Origin of the sequence: Streptomyces sp. NPDC047971, assembly GCF_040653355.1 — a bacterium.
In the GTDB taxonomy this organism is placed as follows: Bacteria; Actinomycetota; Actinomycetes; order Streptomycetales; family Streptomycetaceae; genus Streptomyces.
Genome location: NZ_JBEZNW010000022.1, coordinates 68,431 through 91,790 on the forward strand (window position 1 = coordinate 68,431; position 23,360 = coordinate 91,790).

The following is a 23,360-nucleotide window of genomic DNA, read 5'->3' on the forward strand; positions in this document are numbered from 1 at the left end:
CCCCATGGGAACCGGAACCGACACCCCCCACGGCGCCCGCGCCCACGCCCGCGCCCAGCACGGCACCCGTACCGCGACCATGCCCGTCGTCCCCGCCACCGACTGGCCGGACCCGCCCTGCGCCGCCGGCCACCTCGTCTGGGCCGAGACCGTCGCGGGCGGCGGCTACACCCACAGGCCGGTCGCCCGCGGCACCGAGATCCGCCTCACCGACCTCCAGGGCGACGCCTGCGCCCACCTGCTGCTCCACTCCCAGGCCCGCCCCTGGGAACGCCTCAACGTCGCCGACACCGTCAAAGTCCAGTGGAACGCCTACCTCCGCACCGGCCGGCTGCTCCTCTCCGACCAGGGCCGCGTCCTCGCCACCCTCGTCGCCGACACCACCGACGGCCGCCACGACACCCTCTGCGGCACCTCCACCCTCGTACGGAACACCCGACGGTACGGAGACGGAGCCGCACACTCCGCCACCCCCGCCGGCCGTGAACTCCTCACCCTCGCCGCCCTCAAGAACGGCCTCGACGCCCGCGACCTCCCGCCCTCCCTCTCCTTCTTCCAGGGCGTGGAGGTCCGCTCCGGCGACCACGGCGACGGCGACGGCGACGGCACCCTCCACTTCACCGGCTCCGCCGGCCCCGGCGGCTCCGTCACCCTGCGCGCCGAGCAGGACCTGACCGTCCTCATCGCCAACGTCCCCCACCCCCTCGACCCACGCCCCGCCTACACCAGCACCCCCCTGGAAGTCCTGGCCTGGCGAGCCGCACCGACCCGGCCGGGCGACCCCCTCTGGGACGCCACACCAGAAGGCCACCGCGCCTTCCTCAACACCGCAGAACTCCTCGCCGCGAAGGACCCGTCATGACCGTCGTCCCCGCCCGCGCCGCCTGGTCGGCCACCGTCCGCGCCGGCCAGTACCTCACCCTCACCGACCTCCACGGCAACCAGGCCGTCGACTTCCTCGTCTACGACGCCCACGACACCGCCGTCCGGTACAGCGCTCCCGACACCCTCCAGGCCGCGAACGGGATCTTCCTCACCACCGGCAGCGTGCTCATGTCGAACGAACACACCCCGCTGATGACCGTCGTCGACGACACCTGCGGCCGCCACGACACCCTCGGCGGCGCCTGCTCCAAGGAGTCCAACACCCTCCGCTACGGCCACCACACCTGGTCCCAGCACGCCTGCGTCGACAACTTCCTCGCCGAGGGCGCCCGCCACGGCCTCACCAAACGCGACCTCGTCTCGAACATCAACTGGTACATGAACGTCCCCGTCGAGAAGGACGGCACCCTCGGCATCGTCGACGGCCTCTCCGCCCCCGGCCTCAAGGTCGTCCTGCGCGCCGAGACCGACGTCCTCGTCCTCGTCTCCAACTGCCCCCAGATCAACAACCCCTGCAACGGCTTCGAGCCGACCCCCGTCGACCTCACCATCACGGACGGAACCGCCGCATGACCGCCACCGGCTTCGACACCCTCCTCGTCGCCAACCGCGGCGAGATCGCCGTCCGGATCATCAGGACCGCCCGCCGCCTGGGGCTGCGCACCGTCGCCGTCTTCTCCGACCCCGACCGCTCCGCTCCCCACGTCCGGCTCGCCGACGAAGCCGTACGACTCGGCCCGGCGCCCGCCAAGGAGTCGTACCTCGACCCCGACCTCGTGCTGCGCGCCGCGAAGGACACCGGCGCCGGCGCCATCCACCCCGGCTACGGATTCCTCTCCGAGGACGCCGACTTCGCCCGGCGCTGCGCCGCCGCCGGCATCGTCTTCGTCGGCCCCACCCCCGACCAGCTCGAACTCTTCGGCGCCAAGCACACCGCCCGCGCCGCCGCCGAGGCCGCCGGGGTCCCGCTCGCCCCCGGCACCGGCCTCCTGCCCGACCTCCCCGCCGCCCTCGCCGCGGCCGGGACCATCGGCTACCCCGTGATGCTCAAGGCGACCGGAGGCGGCGGCGGCATCGGCATGCGCGCCGTCCACGGACCCCAGGACCTCGCCGACGCCTGGGACCAGGTCCAGCGCGTCGCCACAGCCTCCTTCGCCTCCGCCGGCGTCTTCCTGGAACGCCTCGTCGAACACGCCCGGCACGTGGAGGTCCAGGTGTTCGGCGACGGACACGGCCGGGTCGTCACCCTCGGCGACCGGGACTGCTCCCTCCAGCGCCGCAACCAGAAGGTCGTCGAGGAGGCCCCGGCCCCCGGACTCCCGGACCACGTCCGCGCACGCCTCGCCACCTCCGCCCGCGAACTCTGCGCCTCCGTCGGCTACCGCTCCGCCGGCACCGTCGAGTTCGTCTACGACGCGGCCCGCGAGGAGGCGTACTTCCTGGAGGTCAACACCCGCCTCCAGGTCGAGCACCCGGTGACCGAGGAGATCTACGGCGTCGACCTCGTCGCGTGGATGCTCCGCCTCGCCCAGGGCGACACGTCCGTCGTCGAGGAACCCGGCACCCCCCGCGGCCACGCCGTCGAGGCACGCGTCTACGCCGAGGACCCGGCCCGCGACCACCGCCCCAGCGCCGGACGCCTCACCCGCGTCACGTTCCCGGCCGGCGTCCGGGTCGACGGATGGATCGAGACGGGTACGGAGGTGACCACGGCGTACGACCCCATGCTCGCCAAGATCGTGGCACACGGCCCCGACCGCGCCGAGGCGCTGCGGCGGCTCGACGCGGCGGTGGCGGCGACCCGGGTCGACGGCATCGAGACCAACCTCGGGCTGGTCAGAGCCGCTCTGGCGGACACACGCTTCCTCGACGCGACCCACTCCACCGCGGCCCTCGCCGGTGTCACCGACCCGACCCCCCGGATCGAGGTCGTCTCCCCCGGCACCCTCACCACCGTCCAGGACTGGCCGGGCCGGACCGGCCACTGGCAGGTCGGCGTCCCCCCGTCGGGCCCCATGGACGACCGCTCCTTCCGCCTCGGCAATCTGGCCCTCGGCAACCCCGAAGGCGCGCCGGGCCTCGAATGCACCCTGCGAGGACCGTCGTTGCGGTTCACCCACGCCACGACGGTCTGCGTCACCGGCGCGCCCGCCGCCGTCACCGTCGACGGCACGCCGGTCCCGCTGTGGGAGCCGTTCACCGTCCCGGCGGGCGGCACACTGACGGTCGACGCGCCGGAAGGAGCGGGCCTGCGGACCTACGTGCTCGTGGCGGGCGGCCTCGACGTGCCCGACTTCCTCGGCAGCGCGTCCACCTTCACCCTCGGCGGCTTCGGCGGCCACGGCGGCCGCGCACTACGCCCCGGGGACGTGCTCCACGACGACCGTGCGCGACACCCCGACGATCCGCTCCATAACAGCCGCGCACTGTGCCCGGGGGGTGCGCTCCCCGACGACCGAACGGTCATGGAAGCGGCGGCCGGCACCGGCGCGTACGCCGACGCCACGGCGCCGGCGCCCGGGGACGGCGGCCCCACCCTGACAGAGGCGGCGTCCGGCGTACGAACCGGTCGTGGGACGAGGACGATCCCGAGCACGTCCCCGACGCACCGCCCGGGTGCCGATGCCACGCTCGCCAGGGCCATGGCGCCCGTCCCCCCGGCCGACCGCCCCGCCATCGGCACCACCTGGCACATCGGCGTGGCCGAAGGGCCGCACGCCGCACCGGAGTTCTTCACCGAGGACGACATCCGCGACTTCTACGCGGCCGACTGGTCGGTCCACTTCAACTCGGCGCGCACCGGCGTACGGCTCGTGGGCCCCAAGCCGCGCTGGGCGCGGCAGGACGGCGGCGAGGCCGGCCTGCACCCCTCCAACATCCACGACACGCCGTACTCGGTGGGCGCGGTCGACTACACCGGCGACATGCCGGTCGTCCTCGGCCCCGACGGGCCGTCGCTGGGCGGATTCGTCTGCCCGGCCACGGTCGTCCGCGCCGAACGCTGGAAGCTCGGCCAGCTGCGCCCCGGGGACACCGTGCGCTTCGCACCGGTGGCGGTCGGAGCGGACGGAACGCCCGTCCCCCGGCCGGAGATCGTGGACGGCGGGATCCTCGCGCGGCGCGGCGATGTCACCTACCGGCGCAGCGGCGACGACAATCTGTTGGTGGAGTTCGGCCCGATGCAGCTGGATCTGGCGCTGCGGATGCGGGTGCACGCGCTGATGGAGGCGGTGGACCGGGCTCGTCTCCCCGGCGTCACGGACCTCACCCCGGGCATCCGCTCCCTCCAGATCCAGATCGACCCGAGCGTCCTCGCACAGTCCGAACTGCTCGCCGCGGTGGGCGAGATCGAGGCGTCGCTGCCCCCGACGGAGGAGCTCACCGTGCCGTCGCGGACGGTCCATCTGCCGCTGTCGTGGGACGACCCCGCGACACGGGAGGCGATCGCCCGCTACATGGCGGGGGTACGCGACGACGCCCCGTGGTGCCCGTGGAACATCGAGTTCATCCGGCGCGTCAACGGCCTGGACTCCGTCGACGACGTCCACCGGACGGTCTTCGACGCCGAGTACCTGGTGCTGGGACTCGGTGACGTCTATCTGGGCGCGCCCGTCGCGACCCCGCTGGATCCACGGCACCGACTGGTGACGACCAAGTACAACCCGGCCCGGACCTGGACGGCGGAGAACTCGGTCGGCATCGGGGGCGCCTACCTCTGCGTGTACGGCATGGAGGGGCCGGGCGGCTACCAGTTCGTCGGCCGGACCACCCAGGTCTGGTCGGGCTGGCAGCAACGCGGCGCCTTCGAGCCGGGACGGCCGTGGCTGCTGCGCTTCTTCGACCGGATCCGGTGGTACCCCGTCGGGGCGGACGAACTCCTCGACCTGCGGGCCGACATGGCGGCCGGCCGGTTCGCCCCGCGCATCGAGGAGGGCACCTTCTCCCTGGCCGAGTACCGTCGCTTCCTCGACGAGCAAGCCGACTCCATCGCCGACTTCCGCGCCCGTCAGGCTGCCGCGTTCGGCGCGGAACGCGACGCCTGGGAGGCGGCGGGCGAGTTCGCCCGCGCCGACGCCGTCGGCGGCCCGCCCGCCGACCCCGCGGTGGTGACCGTGCCCGCGGGCTGCGAGCTGATCGAGGCCGAGTTCACCGCCTCGGTCTGGCAGCTGAACGTCGCCGAGGGCGACCGCGTCACCGCCGGCCAGCCGCTCCTCACCCTGGAGGCCATGAAGATGGAGTCCCGCGTGCCCTCTCCCCGCGCGGCAACGATCACCCAGGTCCTCACCCGCCCCGGCGCCCAGGTGGAGGCGGGCACCCCGCTCCTGATCCTCACGCCGCATCCCGGCTGACCCCACGGCCCTCGCCTCCTCCGGGGGCCCCTCCCCCCTCCCCCTCCCCACCCCGTGCCCCCTTCCCCACCCCCAAGGAGTCCCATGGCCGACAACGCCCTGGCCCGGTCGCGGGCCGCCTACGACCGCATCGAGGCCGTCGACCGGCCCGAGATCTGGATCGACCTGCGGCCCCGTGCCGAGGTCGAGGCCGAGGCCCGGTCGCTCGATGCCCGGGTCGCCGCCGGTGAGCGGCTTCCCCTGGCCGGGTGGACCCTCGCCGTCAAGGGCAACATCGACGTGGCCGGCCTTCCCACGACGGCCGCCTGCCCCTCGTACGCCTACCTCCCCGAGCGCGACGCTCCGGCCGTCGCCGCGCTCAGGGCGGCAGGGGCGGTCGTCCTGGGTACGACCAACCTCGACCAGTTCGCCACCGGCCTCGTGGGCACCCGCTCTCCCTACGGCGCCGTCCGCCACGCCCACTCCCCCGAGCGGGTGAGCGGCGGCTCCAGCTCGGGCTCGGCCGTCGCCGTCGCTCTCGGCATCGCCGACCTCGCCCTCGGTACGGACACCGCGGGCTCGGGTCGCGTGCCCGCCGCGTTCAACGGAATCGTCGGGCTCAAGCCCACCCCGGGCCTGGTCTCCACCGACGGCGTGGTGCCGGCCTGCGCGAGCCTGGACTGCGTCAGCGTCTTCGCCCGTACGCTCGCCGAGGCCGAGACCGCGCTCGGGTATCTCGCCGCGCGGTCGGCGGACCCTCCTGGGGGCCCGCGCCGGCCGGGCCCGCCGCGGATCGCCGTCGCGGATCCCGCCGCCCTCGGTGACCTCGACGACGGCTGGCGGGCCGCCTACTCCCGGGCCGTCGACCGTCTCGCCGCCTCCGGTGCCGAGCTCACCACGATCGACATCAGTCCCTTCCTGCGGGCCGCCGCGCTCCTGTACGACGGGGCCTTCGTCGCCGAGCGGTACACCGCCGTCGGTGCCTTCGTCGACGAACATCTCGCCAAGCAGTCCCCCGATCTGGATCCCACCGTCGCGGGGATCATCTCCCGGGCGGGTGAGATCCCCGCCCACCGTCTCTTCTCGGACCGTGCCCGTCTCGCCCGGCTGTCCGCACGCGCCGAGTCCGCCCTCGGCGACACCGACGCGCTGGTCCTGCCGGTGACCCCCGGACACCCCACGCTCGCCGAGGTCGCGGCCGACCCCTTGGGTGCCAACGCCCGCCTCGGAAGGTTCACCAACTCGACCAACCTGTTCGGCCAATGCGCTCTCGCCGTGCCCGCGGGCACGGTCGGCGGCCTGCCGTTCGGTGTGATGCTGATCGGACGGCCCCACACCGAGCACCGGCTGCTCTCGATCGCCCGGCGTCTCACCCCCTCCATCGAACTCGCCGTCGTCGGAGCCCATCTGACGGGCCAGCCGCTCAACCCCCAACTCCTGGCGCTCGGCGGCCGATTCGTCCGCACCACGACCACCGCCCCTGTCTACCGCCTGTACGCTCTGGACACCTCGCCTCCCAAACCGGGTCTGGTCCGCACGTCCGGCGCCGACGGCGCCGCCGTCGAGGCCGAGGTGTGGGAGCTGCCGGCCGAGGGCCTGGGCGCCCTGGTGGCTTCCCTCCCGCGGCCGATGGCGATCGGCCGTGTGGAGCTGTCCGACGGTTCGGCCCCCGGCTTCCTGTGCGAGCCGGCGGCCGTCGAGGGTGCCGAGGACATCACCTCGTACGGCGGCTGGCGCGCCTACCGGTCCGCGGGCCCGGGCCGCTAGTCGCTTACGGGCCGCTGTTCCGGGTCGGCGCGCCCCGGAGCGGCGGGCCGCGTCGCCTCAGCCGGCGGGCAGCAGCCTGGACGCGGCGGTGGGCAGTTTGTTCCACCAGTGGCCGTAGCGGCGATATACCTCCGGTTCGCGGTCGGAGAGGAGGGCCGCCAGCGAGCGGGCCTCCTCCGCCAGCTCCTCCCAGACCCGGTCCGGCAGGCCGTGGAACGCGGTCGCCTCGATCCCTCCTGGGACCGGGCGCCACACCCCGGCGACGTGGCCGTCGACCAGCAGGGTCGGCAGCACGTCCCCGTTTCTGCGGATCACCTCCGTGCGGTACTCGTGCGGGATGACCCGCCCACGGTCGGCGTAGGCCAGCAGCGTGCTGTCCCACATGGCCATCAGCCGTGGCGGCGCGGCCGTGTCCTCGTCCGGGCGCGCCCCGCCCGGGACGTCGAACAGTTCCTCGCCGTCCGGCCCTTCGTACCGGTCGAGCTCGTCGATGAGCACTCCCAGCGCCTTCCTGACCCTGGCCCGCTGGACCAGCCCGAACTGCGCGATGTCCGCCACCGACGCGGGCCCGAACCCTTCGAGATAGCGCAGGACCATGGTCCGTAGGGCCGCGTCCGATGCCTCCGGCCCCGGCGGCGCCGGCGGGTCGGGCGGGGCGATGTAGGCGGGGCGCTCCCCGAACGACCACGGCGCGGCCGTGGGCGCGTGGAGCAGCGGTGTGTAGTGCCGCAGCCCCCACCAGGCGCCGGATTTGGGTGCGGTGCCCACCCTTTGCTCCAGCCATGCCTCGTACTCCGCGTTGCCCCGGGGCCGGTCGGCGAAGGCCAGCAGTTCGGGAACGAGCACGTCGGCGTCCGCCGGGGTCAGGCCCGATGCCGTGAACCGGTCGCCGAGCCTGCCTGACCTCAGCAGCGGATGGACCGCCTCCCGGAAGGGCCGGTAGTCGTCGATGTGCACGGCGTGCAGGGTGATCCGCATCAGTGTCGCCTTGACGACGGTCCCGTCGGCGAAGGCGGCGTCGAGGTCGGTCGGATCGAAGGCGGCGGTCCTGTTCCAGAGGGCGAGGTAGGGCGAGGCGGGCTGTTGGGCCTGGAGCGCGACCACTCGCCGTACGGCTTCGGCCGCGCCGAGCTTCTCGCGTCGGAGCAGCAACTGCCGTGCGAGTGTTGAGCGGTTGAGTTCCCTCGCCGTGATCTTCATGCCGGAATCATTCCTCAGTCGCGTGTGCGGACCGTGGCGAGGACCTCGCGGTCGGGCTGGAGGGTCAGGCTGGGTACGGGGCGTATCTCCTCGGGGTCGAGGTCGAGGTGGAACCGTCGGGCGAGGACGGCGAGGACGAGTACGGCCTCGACCATGGCGAACCGTGTTCCGAGGCAGACGCGGGGGCCTCCGCCGAACGGGAACCAGGCGTATTCGGGTATGTGCTCGGCTTCCGCGCCCTCGGCCGTGTCCCAGCGTTCCGGACGGAACTCGTCGGGGTCGGTGAACCAGCGGCCGTCCCGGTGGGTGGCCCATTGGCTGCTCCATACCCGGGTCCCGGGAGGTATCACCATGCCGCCGAGTGTCGCGCCCTCCTTGGCGATGCCGGTGAGGAGCCAGATGGTCGGGTAGAGCCGCAGGGTCTCCTTCACGACGGCTTGGGTGTAGGTGAGCCGCGCGTAGTCGTCGAAGCCGGGTTCGCGGTCGCCGAGGACGCGGTCGAGTTCCTCGGCGAGCACTTGGCGCGCACGGGGGTTGTGGGAGAGGAGGTGCCAGGCCCAGACGAGGGTCGAGCTCGTGGTCTCGTGTCCGCCGATGTAGAGGGTGACGGTCTCGTCGCGGATCTCCTGGTCGGAGAGGTGGGCGCCGGTCTCGTCCTGGGCGGCGAGGAGTCGGCTGAGCAGGTCGGGACGCTCGGTGTCGCCGTCGCGGTGGCGGGCGACGACGCGGGAGACCTCGGCGTCGATGACGGCGGTGGCGCGTTTGATGCGGGCGCGTCCGGGAGTGGGTACCCAGTCGGGGAGCAGGGCGCCGATTCCGCTGAACTCGGCGCCTATCTCCTTCTGGGCGATGTCCATGGCGCTGCCGATGGCCTCGGCGTCGGCGGCGGTGTCGACGCCGAAGATGGTGCGGACCGCGATGAGTTGGGTGAGGGCGGCCATCTCCTTCTTGACGTCGACGCGCTGTCCGTCGGTCCACCGGTCGGCGAGGGCGATCGCGCAGTCGGCCATGGTGGTGGCGTAGGACCGCACCTGCTTGGGGCGGACGGAGGGCTGGACGAGGGAGCGCTTGCGGCGCCAGTCGGCGCCCTTGGCGACGACCACTCCGTTTCCGAGCAGGGTGCGGAAGGCGATGCCGAGGTCGGGCTGGTCGAAGGTGCGCTCGATCTCGGTGAGGAGTTCGCCGATGGTGTCGGGGTGGGCGATGAAGAGGGCGGGGCCCGGTCCGAAGCGCCAGCTGACGAAGTCTCCGCGTTCTCGCATGCGTTCGAAGAAGGCGAGCGGGTCCTTGCCGAATTCCGGCAGGTTTCCGAGCAGTGGTACGCCCCGTGGCCCCGGCACGATCTGATGTCCGCCGGCCGTCTCCTCGACGGCGGCCGAACCGGCTTGCGTGGTCACGTGGTTCCCCTCCCAGCGGTGTTGCCCGGTGTGTGAGTCCATGGAATCGGAGAGCCCTGACACTCCGCCACCCCTGTGGACAACGCCTCCGTGTGCCCCTGTGGACAACCCGGCCGCTGTCGGACGAAACCCGCGGCATGGGGGAGGGAGCGTCCGCGGCATGGGGGGTGGGAGCATCCGCGGAATCTCCGGGGAAGCCCGCGGGTGCCGAGAGGGAGAGAGGAGCCCTGCGAGACGAAGAAGGAACCCCGCGTACGCCTGGGGCCCGCGGCATCGGCCGCGGGCCCCAGGCGATGACGTCGGACGTGGGCGTCAGCCCACGGAGCTGTAGGCGACGACGCCCCTCAGCAGCGAATCAACCGCCTTGCGCGCGTTCTTGGCGACGGTGCTGTTCTCCTTGGGTGCCGCGGCCGCGATCTGTCCGAGGACGTCGATGACCTGCTTGCACCAGCGGACGAAGTCGCCGGCGGGCATCTCGGCCTCGCGGAGCACCTCGTCGAGCCCCTTGTCGGAGGCCCACTGGTAGGCGGCCCAGGCGAAGCCGAGGTCGGGTTCGCGCTGTCCGACCCCTTCCGCCTGGTTGATCTTGAACTCTTCCTCCAGGGCGTCGAGCCGTCCCCAGATCCGCACCATCTCGCCGAGCGCGGCCTTCGCGTTCCCCGCGGGGACCTTCGGGGGCACGGCGTCGTCGGACTGCCGTGCTTCGTACACCAACGCGGAGACGCAGGCGGCCAGTTCGGGCGGGGTCAGTCCTTCCCAGACACCGTCGCGCAGGCATTCGCTGGCGAGCAGGTCGAGTTCGCCGTAGAGCCGGGCGAGCCGCTTGCCGTTGTCGGTGACGTCGTCGCCGCGGAGGTAGTCGAGTTCGGTGAGGAGCGCGACGATCCGGTCGAAGGTGCGGGCGATGGTGTTGGTGCGGCCCTCGATGCGCCGTTCCAGCTGGCGGGTGTCCCGCTGGAGCCGGTGGTAGCGCTCGGCCCAGCGGGCGTGGTCCTCGCGCTCGTCGCAGCCGTGGCAGGGGTGGGCGCGCAGTTCGGTGCGCAGCCGGTGGATCTCGCGGTCGTCGGCCGCGGCGGAGCGGTCTCTGCGGTGCCGCTCGGGGTTGAGGTGGCCGGCCTTGGTGCGCAGGGCGGAGGCGAGGTCCCGGCGGGACTGCGGGGAGCGCGGGTTGAAGGACTTGGGGATCCTCATGCGCTCCATGGCCTCGACCGGGATCGGGAAGTCGATCGAGGCGAGCCGCTTGACCTGCCGCTCGGCGGTGAGGACGAGCGGGCGGGGCCCGTCGATGTGCTCGAAGCCGCGGTGGCCGTTGGTGCGTCCGGGGATGCCGGGGTCGAGGACGAGGGCGAGACCGGCGAACTTGCCCGTGGGGACGTGGATGATGTCGCCGGGCTTGAGCTTCTCCAGGGAGGCGGCGGCCTGGGCGCGGCGCTGTGCGGCGCCCTGCTTGGCCAGTTCGGTCTCGCGGTCCTTGAGGTCGCGGCGCAGCCGTGCGTACTCCTCGAAGTCGCCGAGGTGGCAGGTCATGCCCTCCCGGTAGCCTTCGAGGCCCTCTTCGTTCTTCTGGACCTGGCGGGAGATGCCGACGACGGAGCGGTCTGCCTGGAACTGCGCGAAGGAGGTCTCGAGCAGTTCGCGGGAGCGGTGGCGCCCGAACTGGTCGACCAGGTTGACGGCCATGTTGTAGGACGGCTTGAAGCTGGAGCGCAGCGGGTAGGTGCGCGTGCCGGCGAGACCGGCGAGGTGGCCCGGGTCGAGCCCGCGCTGCCAGAGGACCACGGCGTGGCCCTCGACGTCGATGCCGCGGCGCCCGGCGCGTCCGGTGAGCTGGGTGTACTCGCCGGGCGTGATGTCGGCGTGCTGCTCGCCGTTCCACTTGACGAGCTTTTCCAGGACCACCGAGCGGGCGGGCATGTTGATGCCCAGTGCGAGGGTCTCCGTGGCGAAGACGGCCTTGACCAGGCCGCGTACGAACAGCTCCTCGACGACTTCCTTGAAGGTGGGGAGCATTCCGGCGTGGTGGGCGGCGATGCCGCGCTCCAGGCCCTCCAGCCATTCGTAGTATCCGAGGACGTGGAGGTCTTCGGACGGGATGGCGGCGGTGCGCGCCTCGACGATCTCGCGGACGCGCTGGCGGGCTTCGTCGTTGTTGAGCCGGAGGCCCGCGTAGAGGCACTGCTGGACGGCGGCCTCGCAGCCGGCGCGGCTGAAGATGAAGGTGATGGCGGGCAGGAGCCCTTCGGCGTCGAGCCGTTCGATCACCTCGGGGCGTCCGGGCGTCCAGATGCGGGAGCGCTGGCGGCGCTCGCGCTCGCGGTCGGCCTCGCGGATCATCTTGCCGCGGCGGCGCTCGCGCGGGTTGTACGTGCGGGAGTTCTCGGTGCGGGCCAGGCGCAGCAGGTCGGGGTTGACCTCGCGGCGGGACGCGCCGCGGCCTCCGTGGTCGGTCTCCTCCTCGAAGAGGTCGTACATCCGACGGCCTGCCAGCACGTGCTGCCAGAGGGGAACGGGGCGGCTCTCCGAGACGATGACCTCGGTGTCGCCGCGGACGGTGTCGAGCCAGTCGCCGAACTCCTCGGCGTTGGACACGGTCGCGGAGAGTGAGACCAGGGTCACCGATTCGGGGAGGTGGATGATCACTTCCTCCCACACGGCGCCTCGGAAGCGGTCCGAGAGGTAGTGGACCTCGTCCATGACCACGTAGCCGAGGCCGCTGAGGGCCTGGGATCCCGCGTAGAGCATGTTGCGGAGGACCTCGGTGGTCATGACGATGATGGGGGCGTCGCCGTTGACACTGTTGTCGCCGGTGAGCAGGCCGACCTGGCCGGGCCCGTACCGCTTGACGAGGTCGGCGTACTTCTGGTTCGACAGCGCCTTGATGGGGGTCGTGTAGAAGCACTTGCGCCCTTGGAGGAGGGCGAGGTGGACGGCGAATTCGCCGACGATGGTCTTGCCCGAGCCGGTGGGAGCGGCGACGAGCACGCCTTTGCCCGCTTCGAGGGCTTGGCATGCCTCGATCTGGAAGGGGTCCAGACCGAACTCGTACATCTCGCGGAAGGGGGCCAGCGCCGTGGCCTGCTCGGCGTTGCGGGCCCGGGCAGCTGCGTACGCTTCGGCTGGTGTGAGGTCCTCTGTCATCTTGTTGTCGAGCCTACCCGTCAGCTCTGACACTGACGCGATCTTTAATGACGGGCGGATTCCACGCCCCCGGCGGGCGGCCGGTCCCCTCCGCGGTGTCGCCCTCGGGACGTGTGGCGGATCGGATCCGCGGGCCGTTCCCGGGGCGTGCCACGGTGGTCCCGCCGGTCGCGCGGCCCCCCGGTGCGCGGCTCAGGGAGCGAGGACGCGCAGTGCTCCGGGGACGCATTCGGCGGTCAGCGGCAGCGGTCCGAGGGGCTCGCCGTCCGCGTAGGCGGTGATGTCCGGGGCGTCCAGGGTGATGGTGCGGACGCGGTGGACGGTGACCTTGGGGTGGTCGAGGTGGGTGCCGCGGTAGACCTGGGGGAAGACCTTGATCAGGGTCGTGCGGGAGCAGTCTCCGACGACGGTGACGTCGAGGAGGCCGTCGTCGATGCGGGCCTCGGCGCAGATCCGCATGCCGCCGCCGTACGAGGTGCCGTTGCCGACGGCGACGAGGGTGGCGTCGATCCGGTGCTCGGTGCCGTCGTCGAAGGTGAGGCGGTAGGGCACGGGCCGGAACGAGGCGAGCTCCGCGACGATGGCGAGGTCGTACTTGAAGCGGCCGGCCGGCAGTCTCATGCGGTTGCCGCGGTCGTTGACGCGGGAGTCGAAACCGGACGCGAGGACGGTGCCGAACCAGCGGTCGCCGACCCTGCCGAGGTCGATGTCGCGTCCGCCGGTGCCCTTGAGCAGCCCGGCGGTGAGCCGGCCGGCGGCTGCGGGTTCCCGTACGGGCAGGCCGAGGCTGCGGGCGAAGTCGTTTCCGGTGCCGACGGCGACCACGCCGAGCGGGGTCGGGGTGCCGGCGAGGGCCTGGAGGGCGAGCGAGACCATGCCGTCGCCGCCGACGGCGACGAGGGCGCCGGTTCCGTCGGCGACGGCGTCCCGGGCGCGCTTCAGGGCGTCGGCGGCGTCGGTGCCGAGGACGGTGCGGACGGAGAATCCGGCGTCCCTGAGCGCGGCTGCGGCCGGTGGCGCGGCGTCCGCGCCCCGGCCGCGTCCCGCGGTGGGATTGACGAGAAGGGTGATCTCGCTGGTCATGGGTGTGCCCCCCGGGACGGAGTCTGGGGGGTGGACCCTACAGGTCAGGTGATGTCGTCGTAATGGGCCGGGCGGGGAGACCTGCCGCCGTCGGCTTCGCCGCCGGCCTGCTCGGGCAGGGCGCGGGGGGCGCCGACGGGCTCGACGGCCGCGACGCGCTCCGGGGTGAGGTCGAGGCTGGATGCCTCGTCGTCGTCGAGTTCGGCGTCGGGGTTGTTGCGGGCCCGGCGTCGGTCGTTGAGGATCGAGAAGCCGACGGCGCCGAAGTACAGGACCGTGATCGGTCCGGCCAGGGCGATCATGCCGACGGGGTCGGTGGTGGGGGTGATGACGGCGCCGAAGACGAAGACGCCCATGATCACGCCGCGCCACCAGCCGGCCATGCGGCGACCGGTGAGGACTCCGGTGAGGTTGAGCATCACGAGGACGAGCGGGAGCTCGAAGGCGAGGCCGAAGACGAGCACCATGCGCAGGGTGAAGTCGAGGACGTCACCGAGGGAGAGGATGTTCGCCGATCCGCCGGGCGTGAGGCTGATGAGGACCTTCACGCTGATGGGGAGGATGAGGTACGCGAGGTAGGCGCCGGCGGTGAACAGCGGCACCGCGGCGCCGACGAAGGCGTAGGTGTACTTCTTCTCGCTCTTGTGCAGGCCGGGAGCGATGAAGGCCCAGAGCTGGTAGAGCCAGATCGGGCTGGCGACGACGAGGCCCGTGACGAGGCTGACCTGGATCGTCGTGCTGAACGGTGCGATCAGCGTGTTGAAGGAGACGATCGCACAGTTTCCGCCGTCGCTCGTGACGTTCGGTCCGCACTTGGGTACGGACTTCGTCAGGAACTGCATGAGCTCCTCGCTGTACACGAGGGCCACGACGGTGACCGCGGCGATGGCCAGCAGGCCCTTCGCCATGCGGTTGCGGAGTTCACGCAGGTGCTCCACGAGGGGCATCCGGCCCTCGGGGTCCTTCTCCTGCTTGCGGGCAGACTTGAGCAACCCACGTCCTCATCTCGTGCGGCAGACCGCCGCTCGGTGCGGCGGCCGCGGCGGACCGGGTCAGCGCTTGGTGGTGTCCGAGGGCTCGGTGACGGGACGCGAGCTGGTCACGTCGCCGGGCGCGGCCTGGATGGTGCGCGGGGCGGCCTGGTCCGGGGTGCCGGGGGTCGGCGGGTCCGCGGGGGCGCTCTGCTGGTCGTCCGACTTCATCGCCTTGGCCTCGCTCTTGAGGATGCGAGCGGACTTGCCCAGCGAACGGGCCATGTCGGGGAGCTTCTTGGCGCCGAACAGCAGGATGATGACGACGAGGATGAGAATGATCTCGGTGGGGCCGAGCCTACCCATAGCTGTTTACCTTCTTCACCGAGGCGACATGGTGTGCGTGCCCGGCGGGTCGGACGTGCGTCCGGCCACCGCGCTGTCTGCGATCGTAACCCGCAGGAGTAAACGCAGGGCAATGCCTGTGCATACTCGCGATTGCGGCCCGCGCATCCCCGTCCGGGCCGTCCCGGGAAGCCTACGGCACGGGCTCAGCGCAGTGCCTCGCCGGTGCGGGCCAGCTGTCCCGCGGCGTTTTCGAGGTCCTCGGCGGCGCGGTTGATGCGCTCGGTGGTCTCGGCCACCTGACGGCCGAGCCGCTGGGCCTCGACGAAGACCTTGATGCCGAGGACGCCGAGGACGGCGATGCCGAGGAATCCGAGTGCGATGGCGAGCATGGGCCAGAACATGTGCCGAGCCTAGACGCTGCGTGGTGGCGGGAGCGCCGGACGGGGCGTCAGACGGTGGAGTGCAGGCGCAGGGTGCGCACGCCGCCGCCGGTGAGGAGTTCGACGATCCGCTCGCCGGCGGGCTTGCGGACGGAGCTGCCGCACTCCGGGCAGGTGAAGGAGTAGAAGGTGGTGCGGCGGCTGGCGCCGATGGCGAGGCGCAGCGCGCTCGCGGAGAGCTCGAAGCGGGCGCGGCAGTCGGGGCAGGCCGCTTTGAAGAAGACCGGTGCGATCGACGCCGCCATTCCGTGCATCACGGACATTTCCCTCATCCCTCTCGTTCCCGCGCTCTCACGCATCCATCGGCTCCACAGGCAACAGCGCCGCCTCGGCGAGGAATGTCACGCTCCCCTTGAGCCGCCGCCGTCCCGCAGGGGGTCAGTCCCGGCCGTCGTAGGCGGCGAGGGCGGCCGTGGCCGCCTCCCGGGCGCTGTCCGCGAGGTCCTGGGGCGAGACGATCCGTCCGTCGCTGCCGAGCCGCAGCGCGAGGCGCCGCAGCGAGGCCGGGGCGGGCGTCCGCAGGGTGATGCGCAGCCCCCCGTCGGGCAGCTCGTCGGCCCGGTCGTGCGGGTAGTACTCGGCGACCCAGCGCCCACCGGGGCCCACCTCGACGACGACCTCCGGGTCCTCGGCGGACGGCTGGACCAGCCCCTCCGACAGGTCCCGCAGCTCGATCTCGGGCGGAGCGGACTGCTCGTCGAGGATCCGGATCTCGGCGACCCGGTCGAGCCGGAAGGTGCGGCGCGCCTCGGAGAGCCGGCACCACGCCTCCATGTACGTGTGGCCGACGGCGAAGAGCCTGATCGGATCCACTTCGCGCTCGGTCAGCTCGTCGCGGGCCGGCGAGTAGTAGCGCACCCAGAGCCGGCGCCGCTCCGAGATCGCCCGGTCCACCTCGGCGAAGACACCGCCCTCGGACTCGAAGGTGACCGAGAGCCGGGAGCTGGCCCCGGCCGCCTCGCCCGCCGCCGTCTCCAGCTTGGCGGTGGCACGCAGCAGCGCCTCGCGGTCGCCCTCCCGCAGACCGGGCAGGGTGGCCACGGCGCGCGCCGCGACCAGCAGGGCCGTCGCCTCGTCGGCCGCGAGCCGCAGCGGCTCGGCGACATCGTCCGGGTTGTGCCACCAGATCCGGTCGCCGTCGGTGTCGATGTCCAGGAGATCGCCGCCGCGGAAGCTCGTGCCGCACATGGGGAGCACGTCGAGGTCGGAGATCAGCTCGTCCTCGGTGATCCCGAAGGCGCGGGCGACGTCGGCGACATGCGCGCCGGGCCGTTCCCGGAGATAGGTGACGAGGGAGAGCATCCGCCTCGTCTGGTCGATCGCGTTCGCAGCCATGCTGTACGTCTCCCCCTTCAGCCCTTGGCCACGGCACGCAGCCGGTCCACCACATCGGCCCGCAGGTCCGCGGGTTCGAGCACGACGACGTCGGGGCCGAACTCGACCAGCCAGGCGTCCAGGCCGTGCCCGTACGGAATCTCCAGCTCGTCCCAGCCGTCCGTGCCCTCGCGTACGGCCTGGGCGCGCGCCCGCAGCGGGTAGCCGCAGCCGGTGCGCAGCCGGATGCGGGCGGAGCGCGTCGCGATCTCGCCGGCCCAGCTCTCGACGGTCTCGCGGACGGTGACGACGTCCGGCACCGGCGCGGTGAACGCGCCGGCCCGTGAGCGGACCCTGCCGGTGATACGGGAGAGGCGGAAGACGCGCTCGGCGCCGCGGTCGCGGTCCCAGCCGGCCAGGTACCAGTGGCCGCGCCAGCACTCCAGGGTCCACGGCTCGACCTGGCGGGTCTCGGGGCGGGCCGCCGTCGCCTTGCGGTAGTCGAAGACGACCGGGCGACGGTCGCGGCAGGCCAGCATCAGCGGCTCGAAGGCCGTCTCGTGGACGGGGATGCGGGGTTCGAGAGCGCTGTGCTGGGCGTCGTACGAGTCCTCGGCCTCGGGCATCCCGGCGGCGCGGAGCTTCTGGAGGGCGCCGCTGGCGGCTCCGGCCAGGCGGGCCTGCTGCCACACCTTGGCGGCCAGGCCGAGTGCGGCGGCCTCCTCGGCGTCGAGCGTGATCGGCGGGAGGCGGTTGGAGTCGCGGCGGGCCAGGTAGCCGATCTCGCCCTCGATGTTCTCGACGGTCTCGATGACCAGGCCGAGCTCGCGCAGATCGTCCTTGTCGCGCTCGAACATCCGATTGAAGGCGTCGTCGCCGCCGGCGGCGCCGGTGCCCGGCCTGACGGCCTCGACATAGGCCTCGATCGAGTCCCGCAGCTCACGCTTGGAGAGCGGCCGGCGTGTCCCGAGCAGACAGAGGGCCAGATTCATCAGCCGCTCGGCCTTGGCAATCGCCATCGACGCCCTGCACCTCTTCTGCCGGATTGACTTCTCGGACGTCCGACCGTACCGCCCCGGGGTGTCGTGACAAAAGCCGAGGGTCCCCGCCGTACGGCGGGGACCCTCGTGTGACCGTTTCGGGTCGGGACGTGACCGATCAGACGGCGACCAGGTCGCAGACGAAGATCAGCGTCTCGCCCGGGGCGATCTTGCCGCCGGCGCCGCGGTCGCCGTAGGCGAGGTGCGCGGGGATGATCAGCTGGCGGCGGCCGCCGACCTTCATGCCCTGCACGCCCTGGTCCCAGCCGGCGATGACCTGGCCGACACCGAGCTGGAACTGCAGCGGGGTGCCGCGGTTCCACGAGGAATCGAACTCCTCGCCGGTGGAGAAGGAGACGCCCACGTAGTGGACGGAGACCGTGGCGCCCGCCTTGGCCTCCGGGCCGTCACCCTCCCAGATGTCCTTGATCTCCAGGTCGGCCGGCGGCTCGCCGCCCGGGAAGTCGACCTCGGGCTTCTCGATGCTCACTGCAGTGTGCTCCCTCAAACTGATGAACCGCGCAGACGATGATCCGCGCGAACGGGACAGTCTTACATCTTGGCCAGGATGTCGAGCGCGAACACCAGCGTGGAGCCCTTCGGGATTCCCTGCTGCTCCTGGTCCCCGAACGCCTCGGACGGCGGGGCGACGATCAGGACGCGACTGCCGACCTTCTTGCCGACGATGCCGTTCTTCAGCCCCTTGAGGGTCAGCTGGTCGAGCGGGAAGTTCGCGGTCTTGCCCGTCGCGTACGTCGAGTCGAAGACCTTGCCGTCCTTCCACAGCGCCGCGACGTAGTTCACGACGACCGTGTCGGTGGCCTTGACGACCTCGCCCTTGGACTCCAGCACGTAGTTGGAGACGAGCTTGGTCGGCGGGTCGACCTTCGGGACGGTCAGCGAGGGCGCCTTGCCGTCGGTGTTCGTACCGACCTTCGGCAGGTCCTTGTTGTCCTGGGCGACCTCGGTGCCCTCGGCGGACTTGGGGACCGTGGTGGCCTTCAGGATGTCCACGACGAAGACGAGGGTGGCGTTGGGCTTGATGTCGCCCTGGCCCGCGGCCCCGTAACCGAGCTCCGGCGGGATGCCGATCTCGACGCGGCTGCCGACCTTCTGGCCCTCCAGGCCCTGGTCCCAGCCCTTGATGACCTGGCCGGCGCCCAGGGTCAGCTCGAACGGCTGGCCCCGGTCGAAGCTGTTGTCGAACGGCGTGGTGGAGTCCCAGGCCTGACCCAGGTAGTTCACCTGGAGCGCGTCGCCCTTCTTCGTGACGGCGCCGTCACCCTCGCTGATGACATTGACCTTGAGCTCCTTCGGCGGATCGCCCTCACCCTTCGCCAGGGTGGGCTTCTCCCCGAACTTCTCACCCGCGGTGATGGCGGGCAGTCCGTTCTTCATCGAGGCGTTATCGGAGCCCTTGTCATCGCTGCCGCAGGCCGCTGTCGAGAGCAGCAGCAGCGGGACGACCAGTAGGCCGGCAAGTCGGCGCACGTGTTCCTCAGATCTCAGACGGCACAGTAGTTGTCCGACACTCTAGGGGACCCTCTGGACAGGCCAAGGGCCCCGCACGCGAAACGCACGGGGCCCTGGCACTTCGTACGCCGATGTCCTACATTCCGGCGATCAGCTTTTCCACCCGGTCGTCGACCGACCGGAAGGGGTCCTTGCACAGCACGGTGCGCTGCGCCTGATCGTTGAGCTTGAGGTGGACCCAGTCGACGGTGAAGTCCCGTCGCTGCTCCTGCGCACGGCGGATGAAGTCGCCGCGCAGCCGCGCCCTGGTGGTCTGCGGGGGCACCGACTTGCCCTCGAAGATCTTCAGGTCGTTGCAGATCCGGGCCGCCTGGCCCTTCCTCTCCAGGAGGTAGTAGAGCCCTCGGCGGCGGTGGATGTCGTGGTACGCGAGGTCTATCTGCGCGACCCGGGGGTGCGACATGGTCATGTTGTTCTTCGCCCGGTACCGCTCGATGAGCTTGTACTTCATGACCCAGTCGATCTCGGTGCCGATGCGGTCCAGGTCCTCGGCCTCGATGGCGTCCAGCGTGCGGCCCCACAGTTCCAGGACCTGGGCCACGGTGCCGGTGCGGATGCCCCGGCGGTCGACGAAGTCGGCGGCCTTCTCGTAGTACTCGCGCTGGACCTCCAGGGCGGAGGCCTCGCGGCCGCTGGCGAGGCGGACCTTGCGCTGGCCGGTGATGTCGTGGCTGACCTCGCGGATGGCCCGGATCGGGTTCTCCAGGGTCAGGTCGCGCATCACGGTGCCCGCCTCGATCATGCGGAGCACCAGGTCGGTCGCGCCGACCTTGAGCAGCATGGTCGTCTCGGACATGTTCGAGTCGCCGACGATGACGTGCAGTCGGCGGTAGCGCTCGGCGTCGGCGTGCGGCTCGTCACGGGTGTTGATGATGGGTCGGGAACGGGTCGTCGCGGAGCTGACGCCCTCCCAGATGTGCTCGGCCCGCTGGGAGACGCAGTAGACCGCGCCTCGCGGGGTCTGGAGCACCTTTCCGGCGCCACAGATGAGCTGTCGGGTGACGAGGAAGGGAATGAGGATGTCCGCGAGCCGGGAGAACTCTCCGTGGCGGGCGACGAGATAGTTCTCGTGGCAGCCGTAGGAGTTTCCCGCAGAGTCGGTGTTGTTCTTGAAGAGATAGACGTCGCCGGCGATTCCCTCCTCGTGCAGGCGGCGTTCGGCGTCGACGAGCAGGCCCTCGAGAATGCGCTCGCCCGCCTTGTCGTGCGTGACCAGTTCGGTCACGTTGTCGCATTCGGGTGTTGCGTATTCCGGATGCGAACCCACGTCGAGGTACAGGCGGGCGCCGTTCCGCAGGAAGACATTGCTGCTGCGGCCCCATGACACGACACGGCGGAAGAGGTAGCGCGCCACTTCGTCAGGAGACAGTCGGCGCTGTCCCCTGAACGTGCACGTGACGCCGTACTCGTTCTCCAGCCCGAAAATGCGGCGGTCCATGTCTGAACATTACGCCTGATGGCCTGAGCTGAAACCGGGTTGGACGGCCCCGTTTCGATCATTTTCCGATGAGTGCTCGTTCTTATCGGCGTGTCCGCTGCTTCCGGCGCCCCCGCTGACGGCGTGTCGCACGCTGCGGCCGGGCGCGGCGAGGACCCGTCCGGTGGCCAGGAGGACGAGGAGGGCCACGAAGCCGCCGGCACCGGCGACGCCGAAGCCCGCGGTGGTTCCGGCGAGTTCGACGGCGGGTCCCGCGACGGCCGAGCCGAGCGCCGCCCCCACGCCGAAGGTGGTGACGAGCCAGGAGAAGGCCTCCGTGACCGTGCCGCTGGGCGCGTGCCGGTCGACGACGATGAAGCCGCAGGCGAGGGCGGGGGCGAGGAAGACGCCGGAGAGCGCCGCCAGGGCCGTCATCGGCACGACACCGGGGGTCAGCATGAGCGGCAGGTAGCCGAGGGCGAGCAGTCCGATGATGACCCGCAGTCGCCGCTCGGGGGCGCCCGCCCAGCGCCGGGCGCCGTAGAGGACGCCTCCGATCAGCGCGCCGAGCCCGAGGGCGGCCATGATCCAGCCGTAGGCCGCTTCGTTGCCCTGGTCGTCGGCGTAGGCGAGGCCGGCGACGGTGATGGAGCCGAGGGCGAGCCCGACGAAGAAGAAGGAGCCGAGGAGGGCGAGCAGGCCGGGCGAGCGCAGGGCGCCGAGCCAGTGGGCCTCACGGGGTTCCGAGCGCCACGCGCGCGAGGGCTCGGACAGGACGACGGAGAGCGCGCCGAGGATGCCGAGGACGTTGATGACGAGGAGCGCCGCGGCGGGCGACCAGAGTGCGACCAGCAGCGTCAGCAGCAGGGGTCCGACGGTGAACATGACCTCCTGGGCGACGGCGTCCATCGCGTAGGCACGGTGGACCCGGTCCTCGCGGCCCAGCACGCCGGGCCACAGGGCGCGCAGTCCGCCTTCGAGGGGCGGCGTGAAGAGCCCCGCGACGACGACGGCCGCGTAGGCCAGCGCGAGGGGGCCGATACCGGCCACCGCCAGGACGATCATGCCGAGGGCCGAGATGATCGCGGCGGGCAGCTGGACCCTCGGCTGGCCCTTCAGATCGACGGCTCGCCCGAGCAGGGGCTGTCCCACGGCGGTGGCGACGCCGTACGCGGCCGTGAGCCCGCCGGCGAGGCTGTAGCTGCCGCCCTCCGCACGGGTGAAGAGCACGATGGCGATGGGTCCTGTGCCGTTCGGGAGCCGGCCGACGAGGGTGCCGACGAGCAGCCGTAGGGCGTGCGGTGCCCTGAGGATGTCGAGATAGCCGCTGCTCTCCTTGGCCGCGCCGGCCATGTCCGTCTCCTCTCCCCCAGCGCCCCGCCCTGAGGTTTTACGTATAACTTCCTGGGTCATACGTACCATGGCGGCATCCCGCGGGTCCACCCCACGGGCGGCAACCACCCCTCGCGGAGGCAACGCGTGCAGACCCCGGAACCCCCCAGCCCAGCGCGCCCCACCAGCCGGGACGTCGCCAGGGCCGCCGGAGTGTCCCAGGCGACCGTCTCTCTCGTCCTCGGCGACAAATGGCGCGGCCGCGTCTCCGAACGCACCGCGCAGGCCGTGAGGGAGGCCGCCGGCGGCCTCGGCTACCGGCCGAATCTCGCCGCCCGCAACCTGCGCCTCGGGCACACCAGGACGGCGCTCCTCGTCGTCCCCGCGCTGACCAACGAGTTCTTCGCCCGCGTCTACACCGGCGCGGCCACCGTCGCCGCCCGGTACGGCTTCGGCGTCGTCCTGTACCCCTCCCCCGACGGCGTCGGGCCGGCGAAGGACCCGTTCGCCTCCGCCCGTGCCGCGCTCGACGGGGTGATCGCCTCCTCGATGGCCGCCGACGCCCTCACGGCCTTCCACGGCACCGATCTGCCGCTGGTCATGCTCGACAGCGACCCCTCCGACACCGGCGCCGCCGCCCACGTCAACCTCGACATCGCGGACGGGATGCGCCAGGTCACCGGACATCTGCTGGCCCTCGGGCACCGCAGCTTCGTCCACCTCGCCTCGGCCGTGCCGTCCTGGACCTTCGACGTGCGGGCGGCCGTCCTCGCCGACGCGCTGCGCGACGTCTCGGTACGCACCGTGCGCGCGCCCCTCGACGTCGACGGCGCCCGCGCCGCCGCGGAACGGGCTCTCACGGGCCCCGGCCCCCGGCCCACCGCCCTCGTCTGCGACGACGACATCCTCGCCGCCGGCGCCTGCAAGGCGGTCCGCCGGCTCGGCCTGCGCGTTCCCGAGGACGTCTCCGTCACCGGTTTCGACGACCTCGCCCTGGCCACCGCCGTCGAGCCGGAGCTCACGACCGTCCGCCTGCCCGCCGAACGGGTCGGCGAGCGCGGCATGGCCGCCCTGCTCGCCGTCCTGGCGGGCGGGACACCCGAAGCCGGCGACCTCCCGGTCACCCTGATGCCCCGGGGCTCCTCCGGCCCGGCTCCGGCCTGAACA

19 protein-coding genes are annotated in these 23,360 nt (G+C 71.9%); 5 read left to right on the plus strand and 14 right to left on the minus strand.

Translation table 11 applies throughout. The features are described 5' to 3' along the window. Window positions 1-4 precede the first annotated feature (4 nt). The 4 genes from AB0D99_RS21385 to atzF all read left to right on the plus strand — a co-directional run bounded on the left by AB0D99_RS21385 (window position 5) and on the right by atzF (window position 6,980). On the plus strand, window positions 5-862 hold the full coding sequence (locus AB0D99_RS21385) for an urea amidolyase associated protein UAAP1 (RefSeq protein WP_362364225.1): 858 nt from the start codon (window positions 5-7) through the stop codon (window positions 860-862). After that, entirely contained in the window at window positions 859-1,458 is a 600-nt protein-coding gene (locus AB0D99_RS21390) for an urea amidolyase associated protein UAAP2 (protein ID WP_362364228.1), read from the plus strand. The genes AB0D99_RS21385 and AB0D99_RS21390 overlap by 4 nt, the downstream gene beginning before the upstream one ends. Then, on the plus strand, window positions 1,455-5,234 hold the full coding sequence (locus AB0D99_RS21395; protein ID WP_362364231.1) for a biotin carboxylase N-terminal domain-containing protein: 3,780 nt from the start codon (window positions 1,455-1,457) through the stop codon (window positions 5,232-5,234). The genes AB0D99_RS21390 and AB0D99_RS21395 overlap by 4 nt, the downstream gene beginning before the upstream one ends. Window positions 5,235-5,318: 84 nt before the next feature. Then, window positions 5,319-6,980 (plus strand): allophanate hydrolase, encoded by a 1,662-nt coding sequence (gene atzF / locus AB0D99_RS21400; protein WP_362364234.1) that lies wholly within the window; start codon window positions 5,319-5,321, stop codon window positions 6,978-6,980. Window positions 6,981-7,037: 57 nt separating this feature from the next. Here the strand turns inward: atzF and AB0D99_RS21405 are convergent, their stop codons facing one another. The 14 genes from AB0D99_RS21405 to AB0D99_RS21470 form a co-directional block, all read right to left on the minus strand. Then, window positions 7,038-8,180: a winged helix DNA-binding domain-containing protein gene (locus AB0D99_RS21405; RefSeq protein ID WP_362364237.1), complete on the minus strand. Its 1,143-nt coding sequence runs from the start codon at window positions 8,178-8,180 to the stop codon at window positions 7,038-7,040. Between the two features lie 14 nt (window positions 8,181-8,194). Beyond that, entirely contained in the window at window positions 8,195-9,577 is a 1,383-nt protein-coding gene (locus AB0D99_RS21410; RefSeq protein ID WP_362364240.1) for a cytochrome P450, read from the minus strand. Window positions 9,578-9,889: 312 nt separating this feature from the next. Continuing rightward, window positions 9,890-12,715 (minus strand): DEAD/DEAH box helicase, encoded by a 2,826-nt coding sequence (locus AB0D99_RS21415; protein ID WP_362364243.1) that lies wholly within the window; start codon window positions 12,713-12,715, stop codon window positions 9,890-9,892. A 192-nt stretch (window positions 12,716-12,907) separates the two neighbouring features. Then, entirely contained in the window at window positions 12,908-13,798 is an 891-nt protein-coding gene (locus tag AB0D99_RS21420) for a diacylglycerol kinase (RefSeq protein WP_362364246.1), read from the minus strand. 44 nt (window positions 13,799-13,842) lie between these two features. Continuing rightward, a complete protein-coding gene (tatC, locus tag AB0D99_RS21425) occupies window positions 13,843-14,745 on the minus strand; it encodes a twin-arginine translocase subunit TatC (protein ID WP_362364343.1) in 903 nt (300 codons plus the stop codon). A gap of 105 nt (window positions 14,746-14,850) precedes the next feature. Further along, window positions 14,851-15,135, minus strand: a complete 285-nt coding sequence (gene tatA, locus AB0D99_RS21430; protein WP_137990383.1) for a Sec-independent protein translocase subunit TatA — start codon at window positions 15,133-15,135, stop codon at window positions 14,851-14,853. A gap of 185 nt (window positions 15,136-15,320) precedes the next feature. Beyond that, complete coding sequence (locus tag AB0D99_RS21435; RefSeq protein WP_362364250.1) at window positions 15,321-15,518, minus strand: hypothetical protein; 198 nt, start codon at window positions 15,516-15,518, stop codon at window positions 15,321-15,323. Window positions 15,519-15,565: 47 nt separating this feature from the next. After that, window positions 15,566-15,829, minus strand: a complete 264-nt coding sequence (locus tag AB0D99_RS21440; protein ID WP_362364253.1) for a hypothetical protein — start codon at window positions 15,827-15,829, stop codon at window positions 15,566-15,568. 106 nt (window positions 15,830-15,935) lie between these two features. Continuing rightward, window positions 15,936-16,892: a WYL domain-containing protein gene (locus tag AB0D99_RS21445; protein WP_362364256.1), complete on the minus strand. Its 957-nt coding sequence runs from the start codon at window positions 16,890-16,892 to the stop codon at window positions 15,936-15,938. A 17-nt stretch (window positions 16,893-16,909) separates the two neighbouring features. Next, complete coding sequence (locus AB0D99_RS21450) at window positions 16,910-17,890, minus strand: WYL domain-containing protein (protein ID WP_362364259.1); 981 nt, start codon at window positions 17,888-17,890, stop codon at window positions 16,910-16,912. 139 nt (window positions 17,891-18,029) lie between these two features. After that, a complete protein-coding gene (locus tag AB0D99_RS21455; protein WP_362364262.1) occupies window positions 18,030-18,401 on the minus strand; it encodes an FKBP-type peptidyl-prolyl cis-trans isomerase in 372 nt (123 codons plus the stop codon). Between the two features lie 62 nt (window positions 18,402-18,463). Beyond that, complete coding sequence (locus AB0D99_RS21460; protein WP_362364265.1) at window positions 18,464-19,402, minus strand: FKBP-type peptidyl-prolyl cis-trans isomerase; 939 nt, start codon at window positions 19,400-19,402, stop codon at window positions 18,464-18,466. Window positions 19,403-19,520: 118 nt separating this feature from the next. Next, entirely contained in the window at window positions 19,521-20,882 is a 1,362-nt protein-coding gene (gene pafA / locus AB0D99_RS21465) for a Pup--protein ligase (RefSeq protein ID WP_137990376.1), read from the minus strand. 9 nt (window positions 20,883-20,891) lie between these two features. Then, window positions 20,892-22,214 carry an MFS transporter gene (locus AB0D99_RS21470; RefSeq protein ID WP_362364268.1) on the minus strand — a complete coding sequence of 441 codons (1,323 nt, stop codon included), beginning with the start codon at window positions 22,212-22,214 and terminating at the stop codon, window positions 20,892-20,894. 126 nt (window positions 22,215-22,340) lie between these two features. Between AB0D99_RS21470 and AB0D99_RS21475 the strand changes: the two genes are divergently transcribed. Beyond that, window positions 22,341-23,357, plus strand: a complete 1,017-nt coding sequence (locus AB0D99_RS21475) for a LacI family DNA-binding transcriptional regulator (protein WP_362364271.1) — start codon at window positions 22,341-22,343, stop codon at window positions 23,355-23,357. Window positions 23,358-23,360 lie beyond the last annotated feature (3 nt).